This is a genomic window from Streptomyces cinereoruber (assembly GCF_009299385.1).
In the GTDB taxonomy this organism is placed as follows: Bacteria; Actinomycetota; Actinomycetes; order Streptomycetales; family Streptomycetaceae; genus Streptomyces; species Streptomyces bikiniensis.
Genome location: NZ_CP023693.1, coordinates 3,796,018 through 3,822,577, shown reverse-complemented (window position 1 = coordinate 3,822,577; position 26,560 = coordinate 3,796,018). Strand labels below are relative to the sequence as shown.

At 73.8% G+C, this 26,560-nt stretch carries 28 protein-coding genes; 11 read left to right on the top strand and 17 right to left on the bottom strand.

Annotated features, from left to right (window positions below):
* Window positions 1-7: 7 nt before the first annotated feature.
* The 4 genes from CP977_RS34115 to CP977_RS17050 form a co-directional block, all read right to left on the bottom strand.
* Window positions 8-523, bottom strand: coding sequence for a hypothetical protein (locus tag CP977_RS34115; protein ID WP_167308914.1), 516 nt, complete (start codon window positions 521-523; stop codon window positions 8-10).
* A 202-nt stretch (window positions 524-725) separates the two neighbouring features.
* Window positions 726-1,475 carry a hypothetical protein gene (locus CP977_RS17060; protein ID WP_152370407.1) on the bottom strand — a complete coding sequence of 250 codons (750 nt, stop codon included), beginning with the start codon at window positions 1,473-1,475 and terminating at the stop codon, window positions 726-728.
* 27 nt (window positions 1,476-1,502) lie between these two features.
* Entirely contained in the window at window positions 1,503-2,375 is an 873-nt protein-coding gene (locus tag CP977_RS17055; protein ID WP_152370406.1) for a helix-turn-helix domain-containing protein, read from the bottom strand.
* Window positions 2,376-2,521: 146 nt separating this feature from the next.
* Window positions 2,522-3,073, bottom strand: a complete 552-nt coding sequence (locus tag CP977_RS17050; RefSeq protein WP_152370405.1) for an ATP-binding protein — start codon at window positions 3,071-3,073, stop codon at window positions 2,522-2,524.
* Window positions 3,074-3,228: 155 nt separating this feature from the next.
* On the opposite strand from CP977_RS17050, the gene CP977_RS17045 reads away from it, so the two are divergent.
* The 3 genes from CP977_RS17045 (at window position 3,229) to CP977_RS17035 (ending at window position 4,773) form a co-directional block, all read left to right on the top strand.
* Window positions 3,229-4,071 carry a helix-turn-helix domain-containing protein gene (locus CP977_RS17045; protein WP_152370404.1) on the top strand — a complete coding sequence of 281 codons (843 nt, stop codon included), beginning with the start codon at window positions 3,229-3,231 and terminating at the stop codon, window positions 4,069-4,071.
* Window positions 4,068-4,334, top strand: coding sequence for a DUF397 domain-containing protein (locus tag CP977_RS17040; RefSeq protein ID WP_152370403.1), 267 nt, complete (start codon window positions 4,068-4,070; stop codon window positions 4,332-4,334). The genes CP977_RS17045 and CP977_RS17040 overlap by 4 nt, the downstream gene beginning before the upstream one ends.
* Window positions 4,335-4,434: 100 nt before the next feature.
* The gene (locus CP977_RS17035; protein WP_152370402.1) at window positions 4,435-4,773 is read left to right on the top strand and encodes a DoxX family protein; all 339 of its coding nucleotides are present in this window, start codon (window positions 4,435-4,437) and stop codon (window positions 4,771-4,773) included.
* Here CP977_RS17035 and CP977_RS17030 read toward each other — a convergent pair.
* Both CP977_RS17030 and metG read right to left on the bottom strand, forming a co-directional pair.
* Window positions 4,760-5,125, bottom strand: a complete 366-nt coding sequence (locus CP977_RS17030) for a hypothetical protein (protein WP_152370401.1) — start codon at window positions 5,123-5,125, stop codon at window positions 4,760-4,762. The genes CP977_RS17035 and CP977_RS17030 overlap by 14 nt on opposite strands.
* Before the next feature lie 84 nt (window positions 5,126-5,209).
* Window positions 5,210-6,817 carry a methionine--tRNA ligase gene (gene metG, locus CP977_RS17025; protein WP_152370400.1) on the bottom strand — a complete coding sequence of 536 codons (1,608 nt, stop codon included), beginning with the start codon at window positions 6,815-6,817 and terminating at the stop codon, window positions 5,210-5,212.
* A gap of 89 nt (window positions 6,818-6,906) precedes the next feature.
* On the opposite strand from metG, the gene CP977_RS17020 reads away from it, so the two are divergent.
* Together CP977_RS17020 and CP977_RS17015 are read left to right on the top strand one after the other, a co-directional pair.
* Window positions 6,907-7,560 (top strand): response regulator transcription factor, encoded by a 654-nt coding sequence (locus CP977_RS17020; RefSeq protein WP_152370399.1) that lies wholly within the window; start codon window positions 6,907-6,909, stop codon window positions 7,558-7,560.
* Window positions 7,557-8,657 carry a sensor histidine kinase gene (locus tag CP977_RS17015; RefSeq protein ID WP_152370398.1) on the top strand — a complete coding sequence of 367 codons (1,101 nt, stop codon included), beginning with the start codon at window positions 7,557-7,559 and terminating at the stop codon, window positions 8,655-8,657. Before CP977_RS17020 ends, CP977_RS17015 begins: the two co-directional genes overlap by 4 nt.
* 3 nt (window positions 8,658-8,660) lie before the next feature.
* Here the strand turns inward: CP977_RS17015 and CP977_RS34855 are convergent, their stop codons facing one another.
* Entirely contained in the window at window positions 8,661-10,232 is a 1,572-nt protein-coding gene (locus tag CP977_RS34855) for a VWA domain-containing protein (RefSeq protein WP_229991607.1), read from the bottom strand.
* A gap of 259 nt (window positions 10,233-10,491) precedes the next feature.
* Here CP977_RS34855 and CP977_RS17005 point away from each other — a divergent pair, with 259 nt between their 5' ends.
* Window positions 10,492-12,549: a PhoX family protein gene (locus tag CP977_RS17005; protein WP_152370397.1), complete on the top strand. Its 2,058-nt coding sequence runs from the start codon at window positions 10,492-10,494 to the stop codon at window positions 12,547-12,549.
* A gap of 37 nt (window positions 12,550-12,586) precedes the next feature.
* Here the strand turns inward: CP977_RS17005 and CP977_RS17000 are convergent, their stop codons facing one another.
* The 9 genes from CP977_RS17000 to CP977_RS16960 form a co-directional block, all read right to left on the bottom strand.
* Window positions 12,587-13,603: a hypothetical protein gene (locus CP977_RS17000; protein ID WP_062753940.1), complete on the bottom strand. Its 1,017-nt coding sequence runs from the start codon at window positions 13,601-13,603 to the stop codon at window positions 12,587-12,589.
* A gap of 40 nt (window positions 13,604-13,643) precedes the next feature.
* Entirely contained in the window at window positions 13,644-15,128 is a 1,485-nt protein-coding gene (locus CP977_RS16995; RefSeq protein ID WP_152370396.1) for an APC family permease, read from the bottom strand.
* 194 nt (window positions 15,129-15,322) lie between these two features.
* A complete protein-coding gene (locus CP977_RS16990; protein ID WP_152370395.1) occupies window positions 15,323-17,281 on the bottom strand; it encodes an FUSC family protein in 1,959 nt (652 codons plus the stop codon).
* A gap of 85 nt (window positions 17,282-17,366) precedes the next feature.
* Window positions 17,367-17,759, bottom strand: coding sequence for a nuclear transport factor 2 family protein (locus tag CP977_RS16985; protein ID WP_062753946.1), 393 nt, complete (start codon window positions 17,757-17,759; stop codon window positions 17,367-17,369).
* A gap of 48 nt (window positions 17,760-17,807) precedes the next feature.
* Entirely contained in the window at window positions 17,808-18,044 is a 237-nt protein-coding gene (locus tag CP977_RS16980; RefSeq protein WP_062753948.1) for a DUF2630 family protein, read from the bottom strand.
* Between the two features lie 18 nt (window positions 18,045-18,062).
* Window positions 18,063-19,112: an endonuclease/exonuclease/phosphatase family protein gene (locus CP977_RS16975; protein WP_104860464.1), complete on the bottom strand. Its 1,050-nt coding sequence runs from the start codon at window positions 19,110-19,112 to the stop codon at window positions 18,063-18,065.
* Window positions 19,113-19,211: 99 nt separating this feature from the next.
* Window positions 19,212-19,640, bottom strand: coding sequence for a hypothetical protein (locus CP977_RS16970; protein ID WP_062753950.1), 429 nt, complete (start codon window positions 19,638-19,640; stop codon window positions 19,212-19,214).
* Between the two features lie 5 nt (window positions 19,641-19,645).
* The gene (locus tag CP977_RS16965) at window positions 19,646-20,146 is read right to left on the bottom strand and encodes a DUF7144 family membrane protein (protein WP_062753952.1); all 501 of its coding nucleotides are present in this window, start codon (window positions 20,144-20,146) and stop codon (window positions 19,646-19,648) included.
* A gap of 37 nt (window positions 20,147-20,183) precedes the next feature.
* Window positions 20,184-20,981, bottom strand: coding sequence for an alpha/beta fold hydrolase (locus tag CP977_RS16960; protein ID WP_152370394.1), 798 nt, complete (start codon window positions 20,979-20,981; stop codon window positions 20,184-20,186).
* A gap of 86 nt (window positions 20,982-21,067) precedes the next feature.
* On the opposite strand from CP977_RS16960, the gene CP977_RS16955 reads away from it, so the two are divergent.
* From CP977_RS16955 to CP977_RS16935, 5 genes are all read left to right on the top strand, one after another.
* On the top strand, window positions 21,068-22,402 hold the full coding sequence (locus CP977_RS16955; RefSeq protein ID WP_152370393.1) for a GntR family transcriptional regulator: 1,335 nt from the start codon (window positions 21,068-21,070) through the stop codon (window positions 22,400-22,402).
* A 97-nt stretch (window positions 22,403-22,499) separates the two neighbouring features.
* Window positions 22,500-22,907, top strand: a complete 408-nt coding sequence (locus CP977_RS16950; protein WP_062753960.1) for a hypothetical protein — start codon at window positions 22,500-22,502, stop codon at window positions 22,905-22,907.
* 39 nt (window positions 22,908-22,946) lie between these two features.
* Window positions 22,947-23,915 carry an ATP-binding cassette domain-containing protein gene (locus CP977_RS16945; RefSeq protein ID WP_152370392.1) on the top strand — a complete coding sequence of 323 codons (969 nt, stop codon included), beginning with the start codon at window positions 22,947-22,949 and terminating at the stop codon, window positions 23,913-23,915.
* The gene (locus tag CP977_RS16940) at window positions 23,912-24,775 is read left to right on the top strand and encodes an ABC transporter permease (protein WP_062753964.1); all 864 of its coding nucleotides are present in this window, start codon (window positions 23,912-23,914) and stop codon (window positions 24,773-24,775) included. Before CP977_RS16945 ends, CP977_RS16940 begins: the two co-directional genes overlap by 4 nt.
* 182 nt (window positions 24,776-24,957) lie before the next feature.
* Window positions 24,958-26,091, top strand: coding sequence for a MerR family transcriptional regulator (locus CP977_RS16935; RefSeq protein ID WP_152370391.1), 1,134 nt, complete (start codon window positions 24,958-24,960; stop codon window positions 26,089-26,091).
* Here CP977_RS16935 and CP977_RS16930 read toward each other — a convergent pair.
* Window positions 26,088-26,528 carry a universal stress protein gene (locus CP977_RS16930; protein WP_062753968.1) on the bottom strand — a complete coding sequence of 147 codons (441 nt, stop codon included), beginning with the start codon at window positions 26,526-26,528 and terminating at the stop codon, window positions 26,088-26,090. The two genes, CP977_RS16935 and CP977_RS16930, sit on opposite strands and share 4 nt — an antisense overlap.
* Window positions 26,529-26,560: the final 32 nt, after the last annotated feature.

Here is a 26,560-nt window from a genome sequence, read left to right as displayed (position 1 = left end):
AGCCCTCCTATTCGGTCGTCTCGAAGGAGTGCGTGATGATCCAGTCGTCGTACTCCTCGACCGAGACGGCGCACATCGACCTCCCGTCCAGGGAGGCCGCGACGAACTCCTGGTTTCCGGTCGCGGCGGCGATGCGGGAGGGGAGGCGGGTGCCGATCGTGTCCCGCGTCCTGAGCCATCCTCTGGCCAGAGAACCCGCATAGGTGGCGAGCAGCAGGAACTCTCCGTCCCCGTCGAAGAGCCCCATCCGGTCCGCCTCCTCGTGCCAGAGGGCGTCCACCCGTTCCCGCGCGTCCGGGTCCTTCTGGGGAACTGTCCGGGTCGGCACCACCTCGAACCCCGCCATGGCGAAGAACGCCTTCCTGGAGTCCGGCGCGGTTTCCGGTATTCCTCCGTCCGCCTCCACCACGCCCTGCCGCCCGAGCGCCACCAGCAGGTCAAGGACCCTGCGGTCCCTGTCCACGTCCCGCTCCTCCATGTCCACCCCGTGCATCCGTACGACCGTCAGCCGCTCCGCCGTCATTCTCGTCGCGATCCCGTCGGCAGGCCACGCGGTTTTCACCATCCCAGTGGAATAAGGGAGTTGAGGTGTCAGGTGAGTGCACAGCTCGGCTCCCGGCAATCCGGAGACGTCCGTGGACGTGCCGGCCGTACACCGCAGGCGGTCCGGTTCCGCCCACGAGCCGCCGAGGGCGGTGAGTGTCGCGCGGAGGCGGGGAGGCATCTCAGGTCACCGCCCGGCGGGTCTTCCAGTCGTCCTCGCGCACGACGATCCGCTTCCCCGTCCCCTCGTCCGTCACCGCCCCCAGGACCCGCCCGTCCGGCGAGACCGCGAAGAACGCGGCGCGGCCGGTGGCGGCCAGGACGCGGGACGGCAGGGCGGTGCCGACGAGGTCCCTGACGCGGGCCCAGCCGATCTCGTGTCCGTTGGGGTCGGGCGGTACGAGGTGGAACTCGCCCTCCGGGGAGGCGAGCCGCGCGGCGCGCGTCAGCGTGTCCCACAGGTGGTCCAGCTCCGCGTCGGAACGGGCCAGGGCGGAGGGGTGACCCGGGCGCGCGCGGTCGGCGTAGTGGGCCCGCAGCGGTTCGGGGAAGTCGTCGGGTACGTCGTCGAGGCCGAGCAGCCGGAGCCCGCAGGCTTCGAGCCTTCCGCGCCAGTCGGGGGCCACCCGTACGGGGAGCGTGACGGTGTCGCCCGGCTCCGGGACGGCCACGAGGGCGTCCCCGTAACGGAGTTGGACGAGCGGGCCGCCGGAAAGGTGGACCTTGGCGCTGTGGGGCGGGGTGAGGGGCGTGACGGGGACGTCGTACTGCTTGATCCGGTCCAGCCTCAGCGTCCCCGTCATGCCCTTCGCGGCGAAGAACTGCCCGACCCGGGGCCGCCCTCCGACGCAGCGGACGACGCAGACGCCGCCGTCGGGGCCGTGGTCGAACGCGTGGTGCATCTGGAGCCGGTCCGCTTCCGGCGCGTCCATGGGGTCCCCTCCTCGTCTCCTCGTCGGTTACATATTCTCCCTTCGCCCCGCCGCCGTGCAGCTCCCGCACCTGCCCGGCTCCGGCCCCCGGAAGGCCAGGTCGCAGGCGTCGCAGTTCTGGAGGGGGTACGGGGCGGCCGGCGGGGCCTTCGCGCCGAGCGGCGGCAGGGGCGGGAGCATGTCGTTCAGCCGGTGGGCCAGGAGCGCGGCCGGGCGGTGCAGGGGCACCTGGGGCATGGCGCAGGTCAGGAGCAGGTGGACGGTGTCCGGCGTCAGGTCGCGTTCCAGCCAGGCGACGACCCCCGGCGCCAGGTGTTCGGTGTCGGTGGCGGACAGGTACAGGCGGGAGTCCTCGCGCCGCAGGCCGGCGAGGACGCCGAGGGCCGTCGGCAGGAGGTCGGGCCTCGGGTACACGGGCTGCGGTACGGCGGGCAGGGCGCGGCGCGGGGCCTCCGTGCGGCGGGCCGGGGCCCTGCGTTCCGTCTTCTCCTCCGGGTCGGACGACCGGCCCGGGTGGTTGCAGGAGATCGTGAGCGTGACGATCTTCCCGGTGTCGTCGCGGTTCCGCTCGCGGCGCAGGTAGCCGTGGGCCTCCAGCTCGCGCAGCCCGGCGGCGATACGGGCCGCCCCCTCGGGGAAACGCGCGGCGAGGCTCTTGATGTCGACGGCCGCCCCGCCGGGCAGCGACTGGATGTGCACGCCCAGGCCGATGGCCAGCAGCGACAGCTCGGCGTGCTGGGCGAGGTGGTTGCCGACCACCGTGAACCGGGTGGTGTGGCGGACGTTCTGGTGGACGACGCCACCGACACGACGGGGCCTCGAACCTCGCCCCGTGGGGCGGTTTTGCCCGTCGTTACGGGACGGGGAGAGGGGGCGCGCGCTAGTGTTCTGGATACCCATCAGGAAGCCCTATCTTCCTCGGTGGTCAGGCCCCCGCCTTTGGAATGCCAGTTCCGGCGGGGGCTGACTCATGTCTGCAGGCATATGCCAATTGCGCTGAGGATAGATCCGACAACCCGTCCCTCAACCAGCTGTTTCGGTAGTTTTCACTCCTGAGAGTGAAGGCTCACCGGGGCGGGAAGGGGTGGGGTTTGGTGAGGGTTCTTTCTCTCTTCTTGTTCCTTTGGAAGACAGCCCGAATCGCCGGAGCACGGGTTCCTGTGCTCCGGCCTTGGCGCCAGGTCGAGTTCGGCCCAGACCGTCTTCTGAGGTACGGGGCCGGGCGCGACGCCCCACCGGTCGGCGAGGGTGTCCACGAGGAGCAGACCGCGCCCCGACTCCGCCTCCCGGCAGGCCTGTTGCGGCCGGGGGAGGGCATTGCCCCGGGTGTCCGTCACCTCGATCCGCAGCACCTCCGGCGAGAGGCGGAGGGCCAGGCGGAAGTCCCGTCCGGCGACGCGGCCGTGGGTGACGGCGTTCGTCGCGAGCTCGGCGACCAGCTGCGCGGCGGCCTCGGTCGTGCCGTACGGCAGTTCGTACTCCCGCAGCCACTCGACGGCGAGCAGCCGGGCGAGCCGGGCGCCGCGCGGAGTGGACGACAGGAGGAGCCCGAAGTCCCGGGCGCCGGGAGGGGATTGGGTGGTGTTCTTCTGGTTCACGTCACCGAGCGTGGCCGCCCCTGGCTACCGTGAACAGTGACTCCACCGGTACGTAGGGTGACTGTCCGGAGCTTGTCCACCGCTGTCCGGTCTGTCCGAAGCCCCGTCACGGGTAGGGGCGACGCGGCCGAGCAGGACAGACGGAGGGGTGCGGAATGTCGGTGGAAGAGCCCAGCTGGGAGGTCGACCCGGACGACGACTGGGGCGTCGCGGTCATCGCCACCGTGGGGCGGCAGTTGAGGCTGCGGCGGGAGGCGGTGGGCATGCGGGCCGCGGAGTTCGCCGACGTGGTCGGTTATGGCGAGGACATGGTCTACAAGATCGAGGGCGGGAAGCGGATTCCGCGCCCCGAGTTCCTGGACAAGGCGGACGACATCCTCGGCGCGGGCGGGCTGCTGTCGGCCATGAAGGACGACGTTGCGAAGGTCCGGTACCCGAAGAAGGTCCGGGACCTGGCCAAGCTGGAGGCCCGGGCGGTCGAGATGCAGCTCTACGATCCGCTCAACATCCACGGCCTGCTCCAGACGCCCGAGTACGCGCGGGGGCTGCTCCTGATGCGGCGTCCCGCGTACACGCAGGACGAGGTGGAGCGGTACATGGCGGCGCGCGTGGCCCGCAAGACGGTGTTCGAACGGGACCCCGCGCCGGAGCTGAGTTTCGTACTGGAGGAGTGGACGCTCCGGCGCCCGCTGGGCGGGCGGGAAGCGCTGCGGCGCCAACTGGAACATCTACTGGAGGTGTCCGAGTTGCGGCAGGTGGAGCTCCAGGTGATGCCGATGGCGCGAGTGGAGCACGCAGGTGTAGACGGCGCTATCGAGGTGCTCAAGTTCGAGGACGGCTCGGCAGTCGGGCGGTCACCCGTGGTGGCTGGTGGAAGGCCGGTGACCGACCTGCGACAGCTCCGTATCCTGGAATTGCGCTATGGCATCATCCGGACTCAGGCCCTCACACCCAGTGAGTCCACCGACGTCATCCAGGGACTGCTAGGAGAGACATGACGCACAACGCCTCAGACGGGGATGTCTCTGACCTGGTGTGGTTCAAGAGCAGCTACAGCAGCGGCAGCGAAGGCGACTCCTGCATCGAGGTCGCCTGGCGCAAGAGCAGCTACAGCAGCAGTAGCGAAGGTGACTCGTGCGTCGAAGTCGCCACCACCCCCGCCACCGTCCACGTCCGTGACTCCAAGGTCGCGGACGGCCCGCAGCTCGCGGTCGGGCCCGGTGCGTGGGCCGGGTTCGTGGCGTACGCGGTCGGCGTCTGACGGGGGCGTCGGCGACTCGTCACACTTCCCCTCCCCACTCCGTCAGGGTGGTGGCCGGCCCGGTCGGGGCGGGTCTTCGGGAGTGTCGAAGGAGAACGCCATGTCCACCACCGCCACCGTCGTCACCGCCGTCGCCGCGTTCATGGCCGGGTTCTCCGGGGTCGCGGTGCTCGTGCGGGCCGGGTTCGTCGTCGGGCCGCTCGCCGCGTACGGGGTGCCCCGGGCGTGGTGGAACCGGCTCGGGGCCGTCAAGGTCGCCGGGGCCGGCGGGCTGCTCGTCGGGTACGCCGTGCCCGTCGTCGGCGTCCTGGCCGCCGTCGGGCTCGTCCTGTACTTCACCGGGGCCGTGGTCACGGTCCTGCGGGCCCGCGCGTACGGCCACGTGCCCTTCCCGCTGGTCTACATGGCGCCCGCCGCGGCCGTGCTCATCCTCGCGTGAGGGACTTCACCGCCGCGAGGAGCTCCGCGTCCGACAGGTCGCCCTCCTCGCGGAGGGACGGGTCGTGGGTGTAGTCCTCCAGGATCATGAAGACCTCGTTGAAGAGGGCGTACAGGGGACCGTGGAGGCGTTCACCGTTCGCCGTCGACGCCCGGCGGGCCGGGTGCCAGCCGAGGGCGAAGTCCGCCGCCGTGATCCTTCCGGACGCGAAGCCGTCGAGGAGGCGGAGCTGCTCCGCCGCCGCGCTGTCCGGGGCGACGTCGGCGGGGGTGCGCCAGGAGCGGCGCCGGGGCGGGTTCATGCGGGATCCGGCCGGGACCGGGGTCGGAGGGCCGGGGACAGCCGCGTCCATGGGGCCTGGCTTCCTTTCCGGCAGGCGAAGGCCGCCGCCCCGTGCGTACGGGAACGGCGGCCTCCGGGCGGGACGAAACGGGCGTCAGTCCTTCTTCGGCTCCTCCAGGCGCGGGAACAGCACCGCGCCCTTCGTCACCGTCGCGCCGGCCGGGAGCTGTCCCCACGTGGCCGCGTCCTGGACCGGCTGCGAGGCCAGGGCGCCCAGGGACGCCTCGGCGCCCAGGGAGTCCCAGAGGGCCTGGGAGGTCTCCGGCATGATCGGGTTGAGGAGGACGGCGACCGCGCGGAGGGACTCGGCGGCCGTGTAGAGGATCGTCGCCAGGCGGGCGCGGCCCTCCTCGGACTCGTCCTTCGCGACCTTCCACGGCTCCTGCTCCGTGATGTAGCCGTTGACCTGCTTCACGAAGTCGAAGATCGCCAGGATGCCGGCCTGGAAGTCCAGCTCCTCGCCGATCTTCGCGTCGGCGACCGCGACCGCCTTCGCCAGGCCCTCGTGGACCGCCTTCTCCGCGTCACCGTCGGCCGCCGACGCCGGCAGCTCGCCGCCGAAGTACTTGCCGACCATCGCCGCCACGCGCGAGGCGAGGTTGCCGTAGTCGTTCGCCAGCTCGCTCGTGTAGCGGGCGGTGAAGTCCTCCCACGAGAACGAGCCGTCCTGGCCGAACGCGATCGCCCGCAGGAAGTACCAGCGGTACGCGTCCACGCCGAAGTGCGAGGTCAGGTCCTGCGGCTTGATGCCGGTCAGGTTCGACTTCGACATCTTCTCGCCGCCGACCATCAGCCAGCCGTTGGCCGCGACCCGGCCCGGGACCGGCAGGCCCTGCGCCATCAGCATCGCCGGCCAGATCACCGCGTGGAACCGCAGGATGTCCTTGCCGATCAGGTGCACGTCCGCCGGGAACGTCTCCTCGAACTTCGCCGGGTTCTCGTTGTAGCCGACGGCCGTCGCGTAGTTCAGGAGCGCGTCGATCCACACGTAGATGACGTGCTTCTCGTCCCACGGCACCGGGATGCCCCAGTCGAACGTCGAGCGCGAGATCGAGAGGTCGTCCAGGCCCTGCTTGACGAAGTTCACGACCTCGTTGCGGGCCGACTCCGGCTGGATGAAGCCCGGGTTCGCCTCGTAGAACTCCAGGAGCTTCGGGCCGTACGCGCTCAGCTTGAAGAAGTAGTTCTCCTCCTTGAGGATCTCCACCGGCCTCTTGTGGACGGGGCACAGCTTCGTGCCGTCCTCCGCCTCGATGAGGTCGCCGGGGAGCTTGAACTCCTCGCAGCCCACGCAGTACGGGCCCTCGTAACCGCCCTTGTAGATCTCGTCCTTGTCGTACAGGTCCTGCACGAACTCCTGGACGCGGTCGGTGTGACGCTTCTGCGTGGTGCGGATGAAGTCGTCGTTCGCGATGTTCAGGTGCTCCCAGAGGGGCTTCCACGCCTCTTCCACGAGCTTGTCGCACCAGGCCTGGGGCGTGACGTCGTTCGCCTCGGCCGTGCGCATGATCTTCTGACCGTGCTCGTCCGTGCCGGTGAGGTACCACACCTTCTCGCCGCGCTGACGGTGCCAGCGCGTGAGCACGTCGCCTGCGACGGTCGTGTAGGCGTGGCCCAGGTGAGGAGCGTCGTTGACGTAGTAAATGGGGGTCGTGACGTAGAACGCCTTCGTCCCCTGCTTCTCGGATCCAGTGGCCGCCATGGTCGAAATCCTAACGGCCCCGCGAAGATCCCCTCACATCCTTAAACCCCGGGGAAGGGGCGGCGGCGCGGCTCGGTGAGGATGGGGGCATGCGTGTACTCGTAGCGGAGGACGAGCGGGTCCTCGCCGGGCTCGTCGCCACCGGGCTGCGGCGGGCCGGATTCGCCGTCGACACCGTCCACGACGGCGAGGACGCCCTGGAGCGGCTGGGCCTGTACGCGTACGACGTGCTCGTCCTCGACCGCGACCTGCCCCGGCTCCACGGCGACGACGTCGCCCGGCGGCTCGTCGCCGGCGGCTCCCGCACCCGCATCCTGATGCTGACCGCCGCCACGGCCGTCGAGGACCGGGTCGAAGGGCTCGACCTCGGCGCCGACGACTACCTCGGCAAGCCCTTCGAGTTCCCCGAGCTGGTCTCCCGCGTCCGCGCCCTGCGCCGCCGCTCCGCCCGGCCCCTGCCGCCGCTCCTCGAACGGGACGGGCTGCGGATGGACACCGTCCGCCGGACCGCCGTTCGCGACGGGCGCGACCTCGGCCTCTCCCCGAAGGAGTTCTCCGTCCTCCAGATCCTCCTGGAGGCCGACGGTGCCGTCGTCTCCGCCGAGGACCTCCTCGAACGCGCCTGGGACGCCCACGCCGACCCCTTCACCGGAGCCGTCCGCGTCTGCATGAGCAAGCTGCGGGCCAAGCTCGGGGAGCCGGGGATGATCCGGACCGTGCAGGGCGTGGGGTACGTGCTGTGAGCCCTTCCGGAACCGGATGCCTCGGGGCCGGGTCCACCGTCCGGACCCGGATCGCCCTCGTGTACGGAGGGGTCTTCCTGGTCCTCGGCGCACTGCTGCTGCTCGTGGTGAACCTGCTGGTCAGGGCCGGTACGGACGGGGAGAAGGAGGCGATCGTGGCGCGGGCCGGCGAGGTCGCCGTGGTCGAGGCGTACCGGATCGGGGACGACGTCGGCCGGGCCGCGAACGAGCAGATGCTCATGTGGTCCTGCCTGGCCCTGCTCGTCATCGCCTGCGGCGCCGTCGTCGTGGGCTGGTGGACGGCGGGGCGCGTGCTGCGGCCCGTCCACGAGATGACCGCCCGCGCCCGGCGCCTCTCCGAGCGGGACCTGGGCGGGCGGCTCGCGGTGCGCGGGCCCGACGACGAGCTGAAGGAGCTGGGCGACACGATCGACGCGCTGCTCGGACGCCTCGAGACCGCCTTCGACAGCCAGCGGCGGTTCATCGCCAACGCCTCGCACGAGCTGCGCACCCCGCTCGCCACCCAGCGCGCGGCCCTCCAGGTCGGCCTGGACGAGGACTGTGAGGTCCGGCGGATCCTCCTCGACACCAACCGGCACAGCGAACGCCTCCTCGACGGCCTGCTCCTCCTCGCCCGCGGCGAGCGGGGGCTCGCGGAGCGCGAGGACGTGCCCTTCGCCGAGGTCGTCGCGGAGGAGTACGAGGACGTGGCCGTCGCGGGGGACGGCGTCGTACGGGGAAGCCGGGTGCTGCTCCGGCAGCTCGTGCGGAACCTCGTGGCGAACGCGGTCGCCCACAACGTGCCGGGGGGCACCGTGGACGTACGGGTCCACGGGGGCGCCCCGACCGTCGTCCTGACCGTCGTCAACACCGGGCCCGTCGTTCCCCCGGACGAGGTCGAGAGCCTCTTCGAGCCCTTCCGGCGGGGGGCCGGGCGCGACCGGACGGGGCCCGGGGCCGGGCTCGGGCTCTCCATCGTCCGGTCGATCGCCACCGCCCACGGCGGGACCGCGACGGCGGTGGCGCGGGGCGCCGGGGAGGGCGGCGGGCTCGTGGTGACGGTGACCCTGCCGGCCACCGTCACCCGCCGCTCGTAGGGCTTACAGCTCCAGGCCTTCGAGCAGACCGCGGTAGAAGGCGGCGTGCGCCGTCCCGGCCGGGGTCGCGCCCGGGAAGTACGCGGCGGTACGGGGCGTGCCGAGCTTCCTGAGGTAGTCGAAGGCCTTGTTGTCCTCCTCGCCCCAGGCCACGAACCGCCAGTGCAGCGGGCGGTCCGCCGCCCCGGCGAGCGCCTGCGTGGCGGCCGTCTTCGCGTCCGGCGCGCCGTCCGTCTGGAAGACGACCAGGGCCGGGCGCGCGGGGTCGGTCTTCTCGTGGTGGGCGAGGACCTCCTCCACGGCGCGGTGGTAGTGGGTGCGGCCCAGGCGGCCGAGACCGGCGTTGATCTCCTCGATGCCGGTGGGGGAGAGCGTGGCGGGGGTCAGTTCGGCGGTGCCGTCGACGTCCGTGGAGAAGAACACGGCCGTGACGGCCGCGTTCTCGTCGAGGTGCGCCGCGAGCGCCACCGTCTGCTCGGCGAGCCGCTGCACGGAGCCGTCCTTGAAGTACCCGCGCATCGAACCGGACCGGTCGACGACCAGGTACACGGCGGCCCGCGCCCCGGCGAGCCCCTGCTTCTTCAACGCGGCCCCGGCGGCCTTGTACGCGTCGGCGAGGTGCGGGGCGACGGCCTTGACCTTGGCGAGGGAGAGCGCGGGGCCCGCGGCGGCCGGGGCGGCGACCCCGGCCCCTTCGGGAGCCTCGGGCTCCAGGGCGGTGATCACGGGGGCTTCGGGGGTGGGTACGGGGGCGGGGGCCTCCGGCGCGGGGGCGGCGACCACGGCGGGCTCGGGCTCCGGCTCCGTGACGGCTTCCGGTTCGGCCGGGGTGTCCGCGACGGCGGTCTCGGGCTCGGGTGCCTCTGCCGTGACGGTCTCGGGCTCGGGGGTCTCCGCCACGGCGGGCTCGGGCTCCGGCTCCGTGACGGTGACGGGCTCCGGCCCGGTCGAGGTCTCTGCCACGGCGGGCTCGGACTCCTGGGTGACGGCTTCCGGTTCGGTGGCGGTCTCCGTCTCGGCCGGGGCCTCCGCGACGGCGGGCTCGGTCTCAGGGGCCTCCGCGACGGCGGGCTCGGCTTCCGGCTCGGCCGGGGGCTTGGGGTAGGAGATCTCGACGGCCTCCACTTCTGCGGACAGCCCGGCCTCGTCGGTGCGCTCCTCCGGGAGGGAGACCTCCACGGGCTCCGCCTCGGGGACGGCCGCCGCGTCCCGCTCCGCCGCCTCCGCCGCGGCGGAGAGGACGGGGGTCTCCTCCTCCACGGACTCCGGGGTCTCCACGGTCTCAACGGCGCTGGTCTCCGCAGGAGCAACCGTCTCCGCCGATCGCGCCTTCGGGACCTGCGGGTTGTCGAAGGACGCCGCCACCAGGTCGTCCGCCGCCCGGCGGGCCTCCTCCTCCGGAGCCGCCGCCTCCCGGGGGGCAACCGGGGCCTCGGGAGCCACCGGGGCCGGGGCCTCCGGGGTTTCCTGGGCGACCGGCTCCGTCGTCTCACGCGACTGGGGCGGGACGGAGGTTGCCGGGGAGTCCTCGCGGTCCCGGCCGAACACCTTGCGCAGCATGCTCCGAATACCCATGGGCGAACCCTTTCGCATGAGTGGGGGTGCAGTGTGAATGTCCGTACTGGGCGTTTCGGGACTTTCATCCCTGGCCAGGGCGGATACGTAAGGTTAGCGGCCACTTCCCGCCACCTCCGTGCCCCGGTCGCCCCCGGTCGTCCCGCATTCATGCGGCGTTCATTCCACGGCCGCCCCCGTGCAGGGACCCGCACCTAGCGTCACCGCCGAAGACATCCCGACACCATGTCGGCGCAGTGCTGCGCCGGAGGAGGACGAAGTGCGCAAACTGCTGCCGCTCCTGAGCACGAACCCGCACGGAGGCGGCCGTTCCGCTCTCACCTGCCGTTACCGCTGCGGCGACGCCTGCTTCCACGAGGTCCCCAACACCAGCGACAACGAGTACGCCGGCGACCTCATAGCCGGGGTCCTCTCCCGCCGTTCCGCCCTGCGCGCCGCCGCCGTCGTCACCGTCGCCTCCGCCGTCGGCGGCGCCGCCGTCCTCGGCGAGGCCCCGGCCGCCGAGGCCCACGGCGGCCACGGTCACGGCCACCCGCCCGTCAAGGCCGACGGCGCCCGCGGCCTCCGCTTCGCCCCCGTCGCGCCCAACACCGCCGACAAGGTCACCGTCCCCTCCGGCTACTCCCAGAACGTGGTCATCCGCTGGGGCGAGCCCATCCTCCGCGGCGCACCGGCCTTCCACGCCGAGAAGCAGACCGCGAAGGCCCAGGCCGGCCAGTTCGGCTACAACAACGACTTCCTCTCCCTGCTGCCGCTCCCCGGGGAGCGCGACCGCCAGGTCCTCGTCGCCAACCACGAGTACACCGACGAAGTCCTGATGTTCCGCGGCTACGACCCCGAGAACCCGACCCGCGAGCAGGTCGAGATCGCCTGGGCCGCGCACGGCCTGTCCGTCGTCGTGGTCGAGGAGGAGCGCCGTACGGGCAGGCTGACGCCGGTCTCCCGTCACCACCTCAACCGGCGGCTGCACACCACCAGCGAGTTCCGGGTCACCGGGCCCGCCGCCGGGTCCCCGCTGCTGCGCACCTCCGCCGACCCGTCCGGCCGCAAGGTCCTCGGCACGCTCAACAACTGCGCCGGCGGCACCACCCCGTGGGGCACCACCCTCCACGGCGAGGAGAACTTCAACCAGTACTTCGCGAACGGCTCCAGCGCCACCGACAAGCGCTACGGCGTCGGCTCCGGCGCCACCGAGCGCAAGTGGGAGCGGTTCGACCGGCGCTTCGACCTGAAGCAGGAGCCCAACGAGGTCCACCGCTTCGGCTGGGTGGTCGAGCTCGACCCGTACGACCCCGACTCCACGCCCCGCAAGCGCACCGCGCTCGGCCGCTTCAAGCACGAGGCCGCGCAGCCCCGCCTCACCGCCGACGGGCGCCCGGTCGTCTACATGGGCGACGACGAGCGCTTCGACTACTTCTACAAGTTCGTCTCCTCGAAGCGGATGAAGAAGGGGAACTCGCGGGCCGCCCGCGAGCACAACCTCACCCTCCTCGACGAGGGCACGCTGTACGTCGCCAAGCTGACCGGCGACTCCCCGGCCGCCGAGGTCGACGGCACCGGAAAGCTCCCCAACGACGGCGAGTTCGACGGCTCCGGCGTGTGGATCCCGCTCGCCACCGGGAACGTCTCGCACGTCCCCGGCATGACCGCCGACGAGGTGTACGTCTTCACCCGCCTGGCCGGCGACAAGGTCGGGGCGACGAAGATGGACCGCCCCGAGGACGTCGAGCCCAGCCCCCGCACCGGCCGCGTGTACGTCGCGCTCACCAACAACACCGACCGCGGCAAGGCCGGCAAGGCGGGCGCGGACGAGGCCAACCCGCGCAACCTCAACAAGCACGGGCAGATCCTGGAGCTGGCCGAGCACTGGGACGACCCGGCCTCGGACGGCTTCGCCTGGCGCCTCTTCCTCGTCGCGGGCGACCCGAACGACCCGGCGACCTACTTCGCCGGCTTCCCCAAGGAGAAGGTCTCCCCGATCTCCTGCCCGGACAACGTCGCCTTCGACCCGCACGGCAACCTGTGGATCTCCACCGACGGCGCCCAGCTCGGCTCGCACGACGGCCTGTTCGGCGTCGCGGTGCAGGGCGAGCGGCGCGGTGAGCTGAAGCAGTTCCTGACCGTGCCGAAGGGCGCCGAGACCTGCGGCCCGGTCATCCAGGACCGGCGCGTGCTCGTCGCCGTGCAGCACCCGGGCGAGGTCGACGGGGCGTCCGTCGAGAAGCCCGCGTCCACCTGGCCCGACGGTCCCGGGAAGCTCGTCCGCCCGTCGGTCGTCGCCGTCTGGCGCACGGACGGGCGCGACATCGGCGTCTGACCGGGGCCGTAACCCGGGCCGTACAACGGAGCCGGTCTCAGTCGCGGGCCTGGGGGCACTCCACCCCCAGGCCCTCCCTGAACCGGGTGAACTGCTCCTCCGGGTCCCCCGTGTACGCCCACGGCACCCACGCCGCCCGCCGCCCCAGCATCCCCAGCAGCTCCCGTGCGATGTCCACCTGCCCCGCGTAACAGGCCGCGTGTGCGAGGAAGTTGAGGTCGCCGACCTCCTCGGGTGCCACCGGGAGCGCCGGGTCCCGGCCGCCGATCCAGCGGGCGTGCGTGCGGCGCAGTTCGGTCACCGCCAGCTCGTGCTTCCAGTGCTGGTCGAAGCCGCGCACCGGGCCCCGGCCCAGGGCCCCGTCCGCGATGTAGCGGTACTCCTCGACCCTGGCCACCTGCACCAGGACCGGCAGCGGGGAGCCGGGCGGCGCCACCCCGGCCGCGTCGCGCGCGAAGTCGTACATGCTGCCGTGCGTGCCGTGCCACCGCGCCGACCAGTACCGCAGCACCTGGATGTGCCCCTCGGTGTTGTACGGGTCGCGGCGCCTCAACTCGTCGAACCAGTGGCGCAGTTCGCGGCGCGGCACCCCGCCCTCGTACAGCCTGGCGACCGACAGGAGCGACACCCACGGCATCGGGTCGGCGGGCGCGGCCTCGGCAGCGCCCCGGCAGGCGTTCACGGCCGCGTCGATGCGGCCCCGGTCGACGGCCGCGCCCCGGCCGGCCGCGATGGCCGCGTCGAAGACCCGTACCACCTCGGTCGCGGCCCGCAGCACGGCGGCGTCCGGGTTGCCGGGCTCGGCGCCCCGCCAGGTCTCGACGGTGGAGCTGCCGGCGGCGGCGTGCGAGAGGAGCCGGACGCGGTGGGTGCGGCGCGCCCAGTCGTCGCCGGTGGCGGCGAGCAGGTCCCGTACGCCCTGCCAGCGGCCGATGACGATGTCGTGGCGCGCCTCGGTGAGCGCCCGGTCCCCGAAGTCCGGGTCGAAGTCGGGCGCGAAGCGCTCCGGACGCGAGGGGCGGGAGGAGCGCGAGGAGCGGCGGCGTACGGCCATCGGGACCTCCTTCGGGTGCGGCGGCCGGCGGAAACGGGGGTCAGAAGTCCGTCGCGTAGCTCTTGTCCCGGCCGCCCGTGCGCGCCCCCGGGGTGGCGGCCCCGGCGGCGGCCGAGGCGGCGAGGGCGCGGACGGCGTCGAGGCGGGCCGGGCGCCGGTAGTAGTCGCTGCCCTTCCGGGCGTACACGGCCAGCGGGACCGTGCCGAGGAGCAGGCCGCCGAGGCCGATGGCGAGGGCGGTGGTGGAGAGTTCGCCCAGGGACTCGACGAAGGCCCACAGCATGAACGCCGAGCCGAGCAGCGGCCAGAGCCCGCCGACCACCAGGTTCTTCACGGAGCGCAGGAGCAGGCCCTTGTAGGCGACGACGGCGGCGATGCCCGCCAGGCCGTAGTAGAAGGCGATCTGGAGGCCGATCGCGGAGACGGCGTCGCGGAGGATCTGCTGCACGGACCCGGCCGCCGCGGCGGCGGCGAAGAGCAGCAGCGCCGCCCCGCCGACCGTCGCGATCGCGATCCACGGCGTGTTCCAGCGCGGGTGGACGGTGCCGAGCGCGGCCGGCAGGGTCCGGTCGCGGCCCATCGCGAAGAGGGAGCGGGTGACCTGGATGAGGGTGGTCTCCAGGGTGGCGACGGTGGAGAGCAGTACGGCGACGACGAGGAGTTTGCCGCCGACGCCGGGCCAGACCTCCTGGCCGACGACGGCGAGGACGTTGGGTCCGGCGCGGCGGATCTCCTCGGAGCTCAGCAGCACGTTGACGGCGACGGTGATGGCCTCGAAGAGGACGAAGACGAAGCCGACGCCGACGAGCGCGGAGATCCCGGCGGTCCGGCGGCTGTTGCGGGTCTCCTCGCTGAGGTTGCTGGTGACGTCCCAGCCCCAGTAGTAGAACGCGGCGATCAGCGCGCCGGCGGCGAAGCCCCCGGGGCCGTCGAACTGGGCGAGGCCGAACCAGGACCAGTCGAAGGCGGTGGCGTAGCCCCGGTGGGCCACGGCGGCGAGGACGAAGCCGAGCAGGATCAGCATCTCGACCCCGGACATGATCAGCTGCGCCCGTACGGTGAGCCGGGCGCCGCCCAGGACGACGAGCAGCATCACCAGGAACCAGCAGGCGCCGACGGCCGCCGCGAGCGCGGTGTGGTCGGCGAGGCCCGGGGCGACCAGGGAGAGCGTGAGGGACCCGGCGGGCAGCGAGCCGGCCACCATGAAGACCGTGGTGGAGAAGACGAGTGCCCAGCCGGAGAGGAAGCCGAGGAAGGGGTGGAGGGTGCGGCCCACCCAGGAGTACGCGGCGCCGGCGTTGACGTCGATCCGGCCGAGCCGGGCGTACGCGAGGACGATGCCGAGCATGGGTATCGCGCAGTACAGCAGGGCGGCGGGGCCGCCGACGCCGACCGCGCCGAAGAGGACGGCGGTGGTCGCGGCGAGCGAGTAGGCGGGGGCGCTGCCGGCGACGGCCATGACGATCGTGTCGAAGGTGCCGAGGACATTGGGCTGGAGCCCTCTGCTGCTTGTGGTGGTGCGCATGGCGGATCCTCGGGGCGCGGGGGGTGAGACAGGGCGAAGTGGCGCGTCCGCCGCGTCGGTTGCCGGCGGTGGCGGGCGCGGATCACCGTGAATGGGCGCATCGTAGTCGCCGGGACGGCTTCCGGTAACGGCGGTGGGGAGGGTTCCGTTCCGTGACCGCCGGTAAGTTCCCCCGTGCGCCCCCGGAAGGGGGTTCACCGCAGGTCGGGACCGGCGATGGCGCGGGCCGCGCGGACCTCCTGGCGGAGCGGTTCGAGGACTCCGTTCTCGTCTCCGGGCAGTTCGGTGCGGACCTCCGCGAGGGTGTCGTCCGTCCGCAGCCCGGCGGCGAGTTCGCGCAGCTCCCGCTCCACCTCGGCGGCCTCCTCGGGCGCGGGGGCGGGGGCGCCGTGGTCGATCCGGATGCGGGCGGCGGTGGTGGCGTCCGCGATCCGCTCGACGGCGACGACCAGCGGCCACCAGGCGGCGGCGCGGGGGCCGGTCGGCGGGGGTTCGGTCAGGGCCCGCTGGAACTCGGAGCGGACGGTCGACAGGTCCCGGTAGAGCGCCCGGCGGGCCCGCAGCCGGGCGTGCGGGCCGGCGTCCCCGTCGGGGGAGAAGGAGCGGGCCACGTAGTCGGCGGTGTCGGAGACGGCGTCCGCGAGCCGGTCCCCGATCCGGGTGCGCCAGGACTCGGGCCAGAGCAGGTAGCCGGCGACGAGGGCGATCGCGCAGCCGAGGAGCGAGTCGTAGAGGCGGGGCAGGACGAGGCCGAAGCCCTGCTGGTTGAGGGTGTCGGAGAGCAGCAGGATCACGGGCGTGATGGCCGCCGTCTGGAAGGCGTACCCCTTCGCGGAGAACGCCGGGATCAGGGCCGCGAGCACCATCATCACGGGCACGTCCCACCAGCCGCGGGGCACCTCGGCGAGGACGAGGGCGGCCAGGAGGAGGCCGAGGGCGGTGCCGAAGGCGCGGAGTACGGCCCGGGAGAAGACCGAGCCGAAGTCGGGCTTCATGACGAAGGTGACGGTGAGGGCGACCCAGTACGAGCGGGGCACGGGGACCAGCGACACCAGGGCCTGCGCGAGGCCGATGCAGAGCGCGAGCCGCAGGCCGTAGCGCCAGGAGGCCCCGGAGAGGAGGACGGAGCGGGTGTTCCGGCGGATCCGGACGCGGAGGGCGGCGGGCCGGCCGAGCCGGTCGTCCACGTCGTGGCGCTCGGGGTCCGTCTCGCGGACGACGCCCGCCGCGTGCCGCAGCGCGTGGTCGACGGCCTTCTCCGAGGGGCGCTCCGGGGCGGGCAGGTCCGGCTCGGGGACGTCGGCGCGGCCCTCCTCGACGGCGTCCGCGAGGTCCCGCACGGCCGCAGGGACCGCCGGGGACAGCGGGCCGACGACCCGGGCCCGCAGATGGGCGGCGGGCGCGGCCTCGACCAGCGGGACGACGACGTTGAGCCGGGCGAGCAGCCGGACCGGGGCGGGCGCGCGGCCGTGCTGCCGGGCCCGGCGGGCCAGGACCAGGTCGTAGGCGTGGTTGAGGGCGGCGGTGACGGCCTGCCGCTTCTCGTCGTACGCGGAGGTCCCGGCGGCCTCGTAGAGGTCGGCGACCGCCCGGTAGGTGGCGGCGACGGCGGCCCGCTCGGGGGCGGCGCGGCGCAGCGGCCAGCCGAGGAGGGTGAGGACGAGGACGACGAACCCGCCCAGGGCGAGCAGCAGCGGGGCCGTCCACCACGGGTCGGGCATGGGCAGGCCCGCGCCGACGACGGCGTTGAGGAGCAGGAGGAGGCCGGAGACGGAGGCGACCGCGCCGATCGAGGAGATCATCCCGGAGACCAGCGCGACGCAGGTGAGGACGGCGACGGCGGCCCAGCCGTACCCGAAGACGAGGGTGCCGAGGGTGACGCCGACGGCCCCGAAGAGCTGCGGCACGGCGATGTTGAGGACCCGCATCCGGTAGGCGTCGGCGGTGTCCCCGATGACCCCGGACAGGGCGCCCATCGACACCAGCGCCCCGTACGCGGGCCGGTCGAGGGCCAGGCCGGCGGCGAGCGGCGCGGACAGGGCGACGGAGGCGCGCAGGACGGCGGCCCACGGGACCGGCGCGGGCGCGGGCCGCATCCCGGCGGTCAGCCAGGCGGGCGGGGCGAGCCGTCCGGCTCCTCGGGATCTCGCCATGCCCCCCAACGTACTGGCGGGGCGCCCGCGCGGCCCGGCGAGGTCGCACGGGCTCGGTCGGGGCGGCCCGCCAAGCGGGGAGCGGTCACATGGGCTCGGTGTACGCGGCCCGCCAGGCGGGGCGCGGGTCCGCGCCGGGGCTCGTCCAGTACTCCGTGCCCCGGACGATCCGGCCGTCGCGGACGGTCCAGAACGACACCGCGCGGAACGTCCCGACGCCCTCGTGCGGGACCTCGACCTCGGAGACGGCCTCGCCGTCCCCGGCCACGATCCGCAGCACCCGGACCGACCAGCCCTCGGGGTACTCGCGGTTCACCGCGACGTAGTCGTCCCGGCCGGTGATCCGCTCACCGCTGACCGGCCATTCGACCACGGCGTCCTCCGCGAGCAGGGCGGCCAGGCCGTCCCAGTCCCGCGCCTGCATCCGGTCCCACAGCGCCCCGACCACGTCCGACGCTTCGGTACTCGACGGTTCCATGCCGGGCACTCTGCCAGGGGGGTCCGACAACCGGCCTGCCACGGATGCTCAGTTGCGGTACGACTCCACCTCGGCGGCCGGGCGGAGGGTCGCCGTGTCGGGGTCCTCGCCGAACTCCTCCTTGGCGCGGCGCTGGCGCAGCAGGTCCCAGCACTGGTCGAGGCGCACTTCGAGGGCGGCCAGGCGGGCGCGCTCCTCGGGGAGGAGGCCGCCGGTGCGCTGCCGCAGGGAGCGCTCCTCCTCGACCAGGGCGCCGATGTCGTCCAGGATCTCCTCGTTGTCCATGCCTTCCAGCGTGGCCGATCAGCGCTCTCCCCGCAGGTCGAGGTCGGCGAGGACGGCCCGGTGGTCGGTGCCGTCGAGGTCGAGGAAGCGGACGTCGTCCACGCTGAACTCGTCGCTGACCAGGACGTGGTCGATCTGCACGTACGGCGGGACCGGGCCCTCCATGGGCCAGGTGGCGGCGCGGCTCTTCCTCGCCGCCCAGGCCGCGTCCCGCAGGCGCCCGTCCCTGAGGATCGCGCGGAAGGCGGCGTGGTCCTGGGAGGCGTTGAAGTCCCCGGCGATCAGCGTCGGGCCCGTGCGCAGGGCGGCGAAGTCCCGGATGCGGCCCAGTTCCCGCTTCCACACGTCCACCTGGCCGGGGAGCGGCGGCATCGGGTGGGCGAGCTGGACGCGCACGGAGCGCCCGGCGATCTCGGCCGTGGCGCCCGGCATCCCCATGGTCGCCGGGATCTCCCGCCAGTCGCGCAGCGGATGGGCGCTGAGCAGCACGGAGCCCTCCGATCCGCCGGCCTCGACGGAGGCGTGGTGGGGGAGTTCGTCCGCGAAGGCCGTGGTGAGGGCGCGTCCGCAGGCGCGGTCGCACTCGGAGACGTACACGAGGTCGGGGCGCTCGCGCCGGACGGTGGCGATCAGCGCGTCCGTGGCCTGGCCGAACTCGACGTTGGCGGCGAGGACGCGGACCCGGGCGACGGGGAGGCCGTGGCCGATGGTGGTCCACGTCGTGTACGGCAGGGAGCTCCAGGCGGTGGCGGCGAGGACGACGACGGCGGTGAGGGCGAGGCCCCGGCGGCGGGCGACGGCGGCCAGGAGCAGGCCGAGTCCTGCGGGGACGGTCAGCCAGGGGAGGAAGGAGAGGAGCTGCGGGACGGGCGTGATCCCGTCCGTGTCGAGCAGGCGGCAGGCGGTGACCAGGGCGGGCACGGCGAGCAGCAGCCCGCCCGCCCACGCGGCCGCGCGCCCGGGCCGCGGAACGGGTCCCGGGCCGGCGCCCGCCACGACGGCCCCGGGCGGGGGCTTCGGCCCGGACGACGGCTTCGGCGCGGCGGCGAGAACGGGGTCGGAGTCCACGCCGTTCAGTGTCGCAGGACGGACCCGGCGGACGGGGCCGTCCCCGGGTGCCGTACCCCCGGCTCCGTGCCTCCCCCAAGCCCACCCCTCCCCGGCCCCTCAGTGCCGCAGCGCCTGACCGATCTCCGCCTTCGTCGCGCCCGTGAGCTGCCGGTTGCTGCGGGCCGTGCCGGACTTGGACTTCCCCGGGGCCACGGCGTCGACGTTCAGGACGACGGAGTCGAGCAGTTTGCCCTCGCCGTCGCGGAAGTTGACCAGGACCGTGTAGTCGGCGTTCTGGTCCTTCGGGTTGGTCGCGGTGATCTCCGTGACCGTCCGGTCGCCGTCGGCGCGCGGCTCCCCGGCCTTCACGTCGGCCTTGGCGTCCACCCCGTCCTTGACCTCGTTCATCTTCTGCTCGGCGGCCGAGGCGACCGCGGCCGTCGCCGAGGAGACGGCACCGCCGGCCGCGTCCTTGGCGGCGTCGCAGCCGGTGGTGAGGGCGAGCGCCGCGGCGAGGGCCGCGGCGGCTCCGGCGGTGCGTCCCACGTCCCTCAGTACCTCTCGTCCGGGCCGTACGCCTCGTCCGTGGCCAGCGCCCAGATCACGAAGATCGAGACGGCCATGGAGAAGAGCGACCACCAGGGCTGGTAGGGCAGGAAGAGGAAGTGGAAGATGATGTTGAGGGAGGCGAGCACGATGCCCGCGACCCGGCCCCACTCGGCGCCCTTGAGGACGCCGTAGCCGGCGATCACGAGGACCACGCCCAGGATCAGGTGGATCCAGCCCCAGGTGGTGAGGTCGAACTTGAAGACGTAGTCGCCGACGCGGGTGTAGACGTCGTCCTCGGCGATGCCGGCGATGCCCTGGAAGATGTCCATGAAGCCGGTGACCAGCATGAGGACACCGGCGAAGAGGGTGCCGCCGGAGGCCCAGGCACCTGCGGTGCTCTGCTTGCGGGGCGGCGCTGCGTTCGGGTTGCGGGGCGGCGCCGCGTGCTGGCCCTGGCTCTGGCCCTGGCCCGGACGCGCGGTCCCGTCGTCGTTCTGGCTCATGGCCCCATCGTGGGAGCGTCCGCACGCCGGCGAACCTTCAGGCGGTCCGTTCGAGTGAACGCAGGAACGCCTCCAGGGCCGCGTCGAACTCCTCGGGCCGCTCCAGGTTGGGCAGGTGCGCGGCCCGTTCGACCACCACGAGCGCGGAGCCGGGGATCAGCGCGTGGGTCTCCTCCGCGTCGGAGACCGGGGTGTACGTGTCGTCCCGGCCGACCACGACGAGCGCGGGCACGGTGGCGGCGGCCAGCGACGCCCGGTAGTCGGGGCGCTCGGCCCGGCCGCGCAGGGCGGCGGCCGCCGCGACGGGGTCGGTTGCGCACATCATGCGGTGCACGTGGGGCGCGGCGTGCGTGTTGTACGGGGCGACCATCCGGTCCAGCACCTCGTCGGCGTACCCCCGCATGCCCTCGGCGAGGAGCCGGTCGGCCATGGCGTTCCGGGCCTCCTTCCCCTCCTCGGTCTCGGCGGCGGGGAAGGTGTCCGCGAGGACCAGGCCCCGGACGCGGCCGGGGTGGCGGCGGTGGAACTCCATGGCGATCTGGCCGCCCATGGAGAGGCCCGCGAGGACGCAGTCCTCGACGCCGAGGTGGTCGAGGAGGGCGGCCAGGTCCTCCGCGAAGACGTCGAGGCCGGTCGAGCCGGGGCTCGCGCCGAGCGGGCTGAGGCCGTAGCCGCGCAGGTCGGGGGTGATCACCCGGTGCGTGCGGGAGAAGCGGTCGAGCTGGGGTTCCCACATGGTGCGGTCGAAGGGGTGGCCGTGGACGAGGAGGAGGACGGGGCCGGAGCCCCGGTCCTCGTAGTGCGTCTCGGCGGTGGCTGTTCGGGAGACGGGCATGGCGGCAGGCTAGGCAGCGCCGACTTCTCGGTGCAATGAAAACTTTGCCCTCGGTGCAATGGGGCTGCGACGGAGGAGGGGTGCCCGTGGAGGAGTACCGGAGGATCGCGGACCGCGTCGAGGCGGCCGTACGGGACGGACGGCTGCGGCCCGGCGACCGGCTGCCGCCCCAGCGGGTCTTCGCCCGGCGGCACGGGATCGCGAACTCGACGGCGATCCGGGTGTACGGGGAGCTGGCGCGCCGGGGCCTGGTCGTCGGGGAGGTCGGGCGCGGCACCTTCGTCCGGGCGGCCCCTCCGCCGTCCGGGCCCGCGCTCGTCGAGGCGACCGGGGCCGCGCCCGTCGACCTCCAGCTCAACTACCCGTTCGTGGACGGCCAGCCGGAGCTGATGGCCCGCGCGCTCGCGGCCCTCGCCCGGCCCGGCGTCCTCACCGGGACCCTGGCCCGCCCGGCCGCCGCCGACGGCACCCCGGAGGCCCGCGACGCGGCCGTGTCGGTGCTCGCGAGGCCCGGCTGGGCCCCCGACCCCGGGAGCGTCCTCTTCGCCGGGAGCGGCCGCCGGGCCGTCGCCGCCGCGCTCTCCGCGCTCGTGCCGCCCGGCGGGCGCCTGGGCGTCGAGGAACTGACGTACCCGCCGCTCAAGGCCCTCGCCGAACGGCTCGGCATCCGGCTCGTGCCCCTCGCCCTCGACGCGGAGGGGGTACGGCCCGGGGCGCTCGCGGAGGCCCACCGGGCGGCGCCGCTCGCCGCCGTCTACCTCCAGCCGACCCTGCACAACCCGCTCGCGGCGACCGCCGGGGAGGAGCGGCGGGCCGCACTCGCCGCACTCCTGCGCCGGTTCGACCTGACGGCCGTCGAGGACGTCACCTGGGCCTTCCTCGACCCCTCGGCGCCCGCCCCGCTCGCCGCGCACGCCGCCGAACGCGTCGTCCTCGTGGACGGCCTCTCCAAGCGGCTCGCCCCCGCCCCGACCGTCGGCTACCTCGTCGCCCCCGGCCGGCTGCGCGCCGCGCTCGCGGAGGCGCTGCGCGCCGGCGCCTGGACGGCGGACGGCTTCGCCCTCGCCGCCGCCACCCGCTGGGCCGGGGACGGGACGGTCGCGGAGACCGTCGCCGCCAAGCGGGCGGACGCGGCGGCCCGGCACGCCCTGGTCCTGCGGCGGCTCGCCGGGCACACCTTCCGGACCTCCCCGTACGCCTACTTCTGCTGGTGGGAGCTGCCCGCGCCCTGGCGGGCCGAGACCTTCACGGCGGCGGCCGCCGCACGCGCGGGCGTGTCGGTCACCCCCGGGAGCGCCTTCGCGACGGGCCCGGGGGCGGCGCCCCGCGCGGTCCGGGTGGGCCTGGCCTCCCCGCCGCACGCCGTCCTGGACGACGCCCTCGCCCGCCTCGCGGCCCTCGCGGCGTCCGGACCCCGCTGATCCACTTGCGGCGCGCCGGTCGCGGGTGTGCCCTGGAGGGTGCGGGAACCAAGGGGTCAGCGGCGCCGCGCGCGCCAGAGACGAAGGAGCTCCTGCCATGGCCGCACACGCAGCGGTGCCCGCCCAGCGGCGCCGGATCAATACGCACGGCTGGGCCGGCCCGATCCTGGTCGGCGTCCTGTACGGCCTCTACGCGGCGACGGTCGCCCGCCACGGCGGCCCCACCACCCTGGGGCAGCTCTGGCTCGGCCTCGTCTCCGCCGCCGTGATCGCCGTGGGCATCCACGTGCTCCACCACCAGGGCCGGTCCCTGCGCCGCGAGCTGCGCGCCCCCGCGTGGGGCGTCCTGTCGGGCTGCGCGGTCGGGTTCCTCTTCAGCCTGTCCGGCGCCAGCGTCCTGTCGTCCAGCGGCCTCGGCCTGGCCGTCTTCGCGGTCAACACGGTCGCCGCCCACTACTCCTTCTACACGCACGAGGACGCGGCGGGCCGGCCCGCGCCCTACTGACCGGGGTTCCTACAGCACGGGGACGACGGAGGAAACCGCATGGCCGACCTCGCCATCGAGACCGAGGGCCTGGTCAAGGTCTTCGGCACCAACCGGGCCGTGGACGGCGTGGACCTGCGCGTCCCCGCCGGGACCGTCTACGGGCTCCTCGGCCCCAACGGCGCCGGCAAGACGACCGTCGTCAAGATGCTCGCCACCCTCCTCCGCCCCGACGGCGGCCGGGCCGGCGTCTTCGGCAAGGACGTCGTCAAGGACGCCGACGCCGTACGGGGACGCGTGAGCCTCACCGGCCAGTACGCCTCCGTGGACGAGGACCTGACCGGCACGGAGAACCTGGTCCTCCTCGCCCGGCTGCTCGGCCACTCCCGGCCCGCCGCCCGCGAGCGCTCGGAGCAGCTGCTCGCCGCGTTCGGACTCGCGGAGGCCGCCGACAAGCAGATCAAGAACTACTCGGGCGGCATGCGGCGCCGCATCGACATCGCCGCGTCCATCCTCAACACCCCCGACCTGCTCTTCCTGGACGAGCCGACCACCGGCCTCGACCCGCGCAGCCGCAACCAGGTCTGGGACATCGTCCGCGCGGTGGTCGCCCAGGGCACCACCGTCCTGCTGACCACCCAGTACCTGGACGAGGCGGACCGGCTGGCCTCCCGGGTCGCCGTCATCGACCACGGCAAGGTGATCGCGGAGGGCACGAAGGGCGAGCTGAAGGCCTCGGTCGGCTCGGGCTCGGTGCACGTGCGGCTCCGGGACCCCGGGCGGCGGCAGGAGGCCGAGCGGGTCCTGCGCGGCGCCCTGCGGGCCACCGTGCAGCTCGACCCGGACCCGGTCGCGCTCACCGCCACCGTCGACGGGCACGGGACGGACCTCGGCGCCGCCGAACAGGCGGCGCGGGCGCTCGCGGAGCTGGCGCGGGCCGGGATCACGGTCGACAGCTTCGCGCTCGGACAGCCCAGCCTCGACGAGGTGTTCCTGGCGCTGACGGACAGGAAAGGAACGGCGGCATGACCACCGTCTCCACCAACAAGGACACGCGCACGACCGACGCCGACTTCGAGGCCCCCCGGGCGGAGGAGCTGGCGGAACTGCTCGTCCGGCGCACCCGCCCGCCCCGCCCCGGCGCGCTCTCCGCCTCGATGACGTTCGGCTGGCGGGCCATGCTGAAGATCAAGCACGTGCCGGAGCAGCTGTTCGACGTGACGGCGTTCCCGATCATGATGGTGCTGATGTACACGTACCTCTTCGGGGGCGCGCTGGCCGGCTCGGTCTCCTCGTACGTCCAGTTCCTGCTGCCCGGCATCCTGGTGATGAGCGTCGTGATGATCACGATGTACACGGGCGTCTCGGTCAACACCGACATCGAGAAGGGCGTCTTCGACCGCTTCCGCACGCTGCCGATCTGGCGTCCGGCGCCGATGGTCGGCTACCTCCTCGGCGACGTCGTGCGCTATCTGATCGCCTCGGCCGTGATGCTGACGGTCGGCGTGGTCATCGGCTACCGGCCGGAGGGCGGGCTCCCGGGGGTGCTCCTCGGGGTCGTGCTGCTCCTGGTGTTCTCGTTCTCCTTCTCGTGGATCTGGACCATGTTCGGCCTGCTGCTGCGCAGCGAGAAGTCCGTCATGGGCGTCTCGATGATGGTGATCTTCCCGCTGACCTTCCTGTCCAACGTCTTCGTGGACCCGAGGACCATGCCGGGCTGGCTCCAGGCCTTCGTGAACAACAACCCGGTCACCCACGTCGCGAGCGCGGTCCGCGAACTGATGGCGGGCGGCTGGCCGGGCGTGGACATCGCCTGGTCCCTGGGCTGGTCGGCGGTCTTCGTCCTCGCCTTCGGCTGGGTGACGATGCGGTTGTACAACCGCAAGTAGCGGGCCCGGGGACGGTACGGGGGACGGTTGACCTTCCCCGCCGGGGAAGGTCGAGCATCGGTGGGGCCGGGCGCCACGGGGTGCCCGGCGGGGGAGGTGGCACGCCGGTGGAACGGCACGGACGGGACGGGGCGGGGAAGCGGTACGGAGCGGCCGGAGCGGCTGCGGTACCGGAACCGCTCATGACGATCGGGGAGTTCGCCCGCGCGTCCCGGCTCTCCGCCAAGGCGCTGCGCCGCTACGACGAGCTCGGCCTGCTCCCGCCCGCCCGCGTCGACGCGTACACCGGCTACCGGTACTACGCGGGCGCGCAGGTGGAACGGGCCCGGCTGGTGGCCTGGCTGCGGCGGATCGGGATGCCGCTCGCCGGGGTCCGGGACGTGTGCGCGCTGCACGGCACGGACCCGGGGGCGGCGGCCCGCGCGGTCCGCGCCCACTGGGCCCGGGTCGAGGCCGAGACGGCGGAACGGCGCGGCCTGGCGGCCTCCCTGCTGGACCGACTGGGAGGGAACACCGGGATGGACAACGACATGACGACCGCGGTCGTACGGCCCCACGCCCTGCTCGCCGCCGCGCTCTCGGAGTGCGGACGCGTGCGGGAGACGAACCAGGACCGGGCGCACGCCGGCCCGCGCCTGCTCGCCGTCGCGGACGGCTACGGCGCGGCGGGGGACCTGGCGGCCGGAGCCGCCCTCGCGGCCCTCTCCGCCGTCGAGGGGCTTCCGGCGCCCGGCGGCCGGGCCGGGGACCTGCTCAACGCCCTGGAGGACGCCGTGCACCGCGCGGACGCGGGGGTCGGCGCGGCGGCGCCCGGCTCGGGGACGACCCTGACGGCCGGGGTGTGGACGGGCTCCCGGCTCGCGCTCGCGCACGTGGGGGACGGGCGCGCGTACCTGCTGCGGGACGGGGACCTCGTACGCCTCACCCGCGACCACACCGCCGTGCAGGCGCGGGTGGACGCGGGCGAACTCGACCCGGCGGAGGCGGCGGCGCATCCGGACCGGGCGCTGCTCCTGCGGGCCCTCGACGGTGCGGAGGGAGGGTCCGTGCCCGATCTGAGCCTGCACGAGGGGCGGCCCGGGGACCGCTGGCTGCTGTGCACGGACGGCCTGTCGGCGGTCGTGCCGGATGCGGAGCTGCGGACCGCCCTGGCGGCCGGCGCGGGCCCGGAGGACACCGCCCGCGCCCTGCTCGCGCTCGCCGACGGGCGGGGCGGCCCGGACAACGCGTCGTGCGTCGTGGCGGACGTGCTGCCGGCGGACAGCGCCCGTACGGACTGGGGCCTGTCCGGCGGATCAGGGTCGGGTAGGCCCTAGACGGGCTGCACGCCCTCGCCCCGGACGACCACGACCGGGCAGGGCGCGTGCTGGGCGACCTGGGTGGAGACCGAGCCGAGGACGGCCGCACGGAAGCCGCTGTGGCCGCGGTCGCCGACGACGAGGAGGCTCGCGCCCTTCGCCGCGTCGACCAGGGCCTGCGCGGCGTTGCCGCCGACCACCGTGCGGACGGCGTCGGCGGCGGCCTCCGGGGTGAGCGCGTCGGCCAGGGCCTGGTCCAGGATCTGTGCGGCGAGCCGTTCGGGGTCGAACTCCGGGGGCACGCCCGGCATCAGCGTCGCCCACGAGGCCGGGTACTCCCAGGCGATGACCGCCTCCAGGGAGTCCCCGGTCAGGGCGGCCTGCCCGGCCGCCCACGTCAGGGCCTTGAGCGAAGGCTCCGACCCGTCCACGCCCACCACGATCCTGCCGGCCATCGCCGACCTCCGTCCGTCCTACGGCACATCTG

Bases quoted from the DNA above. Each gene is read 5' to 3' on its own strand.
- CP977_RS34115 (WP_167308914.1), bottom strand. From the start codon at position 523: ATGACGGCGGAGCGGCTGACGGTCGTACGGATGCACGGGGTGGACATG.
- CP977_RS17030 (WP_152370401.1), bottom strand. From the start codon at position 5,125: ATGGACGCGGCTGTCCCCGGCCCTCCGACCCCGGTCCCGGCCGGATCC.
- CP977_RS16980 (WP_062753948.1), bottom strand. From the start codon at position 18,044: ATGGACAACGAGGAGATCCTGGACGACATCGGCGCCCTGGTCGAGGAG.
- metG (WP_152370400.1), bottom strand. From the start codon at position 6,817: ATGGCGGCCACTGGATCCGAGAAGCAGGGGACGAAGGCGTTCTACGTC.
- CP977_RS16990 (WP_152370395.1), bottom strand. From the start codon at position 17,281: ATGGCGAGATCCCGAGGAGCCGGACGGCTCGCCCCGCCCGCCTGGCTG.
- CP977_RS17055 (WP_152370406.1), bottom strand. From the start codon at position 2,375: ATGGGTATCCAGAACACTAGCGCGCGCCCCCTCTCCCCGTCCCGTAAC.
- CP977_RS16985 (WP_062753946.1), bottom strand. From the start codon at position 17,759: ATGGAACCGTCGAGTACCGAAGCGTCGGACGTGGTCGGGGCGCTGTGG.
- CP977_RS17000 (WP_062753940.1), bottom strand. From the start codon at position 13,603: ATGGCCGTACGCCGCCGCTCCTCGCGCTCCTCCCGCCCCTCGCGTCCG.
- CP977_RS34855 (WP_229991607.1), bottom strand. From the start codon at position 10,232: ATGGGTATTCGGAGCATGCTGCGCAAGGTGTTCGGCCGGGACCGCGAG.
- CP977_RS16995 (WP_152370396.1), bottom strand. From the start codon at position 15,128: ATGCGCACCACCACAAGCAGCAGAGGGCTCCAGCCCAATGTCCTCGGC.
- CP977_RS16940 (WP_062753964.1), top strand. From the start codon at position 23,912: ATGACCACCGTCTCCACCAACAAGGACACGCGCACGACCGACGCCGAC.
- CP977_RS17035 (WP_152370402.1), top strand. From the start codon at position 4,435: ATGTCCACCACCGCCACCGTCGTCACCGCCGTCGCCGCGTTCATGGCC.
- CP977_RS16935 (WP_152370391.1), top strand. From the start codon at position 24,958: ATGACGATCGGGGAGTTCGCCCGCGCGTCCCGGCTCTCCGCCAAGGCG.
- CP977_RS16945 (WP_152370392.1), top strand. From the start codon at position 22,947: ATGGCCGACCTCGCCATCGAGACCGAGGGCCTGGTCAAGGTCTTCGGC.
- CP977_RS16950 (WP_062753960.1), top strand. From the start codon at position 22,500: ATGGCCGCACACGCAGCGGTGCCCGCCCAGCGGCGCCGGATCAATACG.
- CP977_RS16960 (WP_152370394.1), bottom strand. From the start codon at position 20,981: ATGCCCGTCTCCCGAACAGCCACCGCCGAGACGCACTACGAGGACCGG.
- CP977_RS17020 (WP_152370399.1), top strand. From the start codon at position 6,907: ATGCGTGTACTCGTAGCGGAGGACGAGCGGGTCCTCGCCGGGCTCGTC.
- CP977_RS17040 (WP_152370403.1), top strand. From the start codon at position 4,068: ATGACGCACAACGCCTCAGACGGGGATGTCTCTGACCTGGTGTGGTTC.
- CP977_RS16930 (WP_062753968.1), bottom strand. From the start codon at position 26,528: ATGGCCGGCAGGATCGTGGTGGGCGTGGACGGGTCGGAGCCTTCGCTC.
- CP977_RS17060 (WP_152370407.1), bottom strand. From the start codon at position 1,475: ATGGACGCGCCGGAAGCGGACCGGCTCCAGATGCACCACGCGTTCGAC.
- CP977_RS17045 (WP_152370404.1), top strand. From the start codon at position 3,229: ATGTCGGTGGAAGAGCCCAGCTGGGAGGTCGACCCGGACGACGACTGG.
- CP977_RS16965 (WP_062753952.1), bottom strand. From the start codon at position 20,146: ATGAGCCAGAACGACGACGGGACCGCGCGTCCGGGCCAGGGCCAGAGC.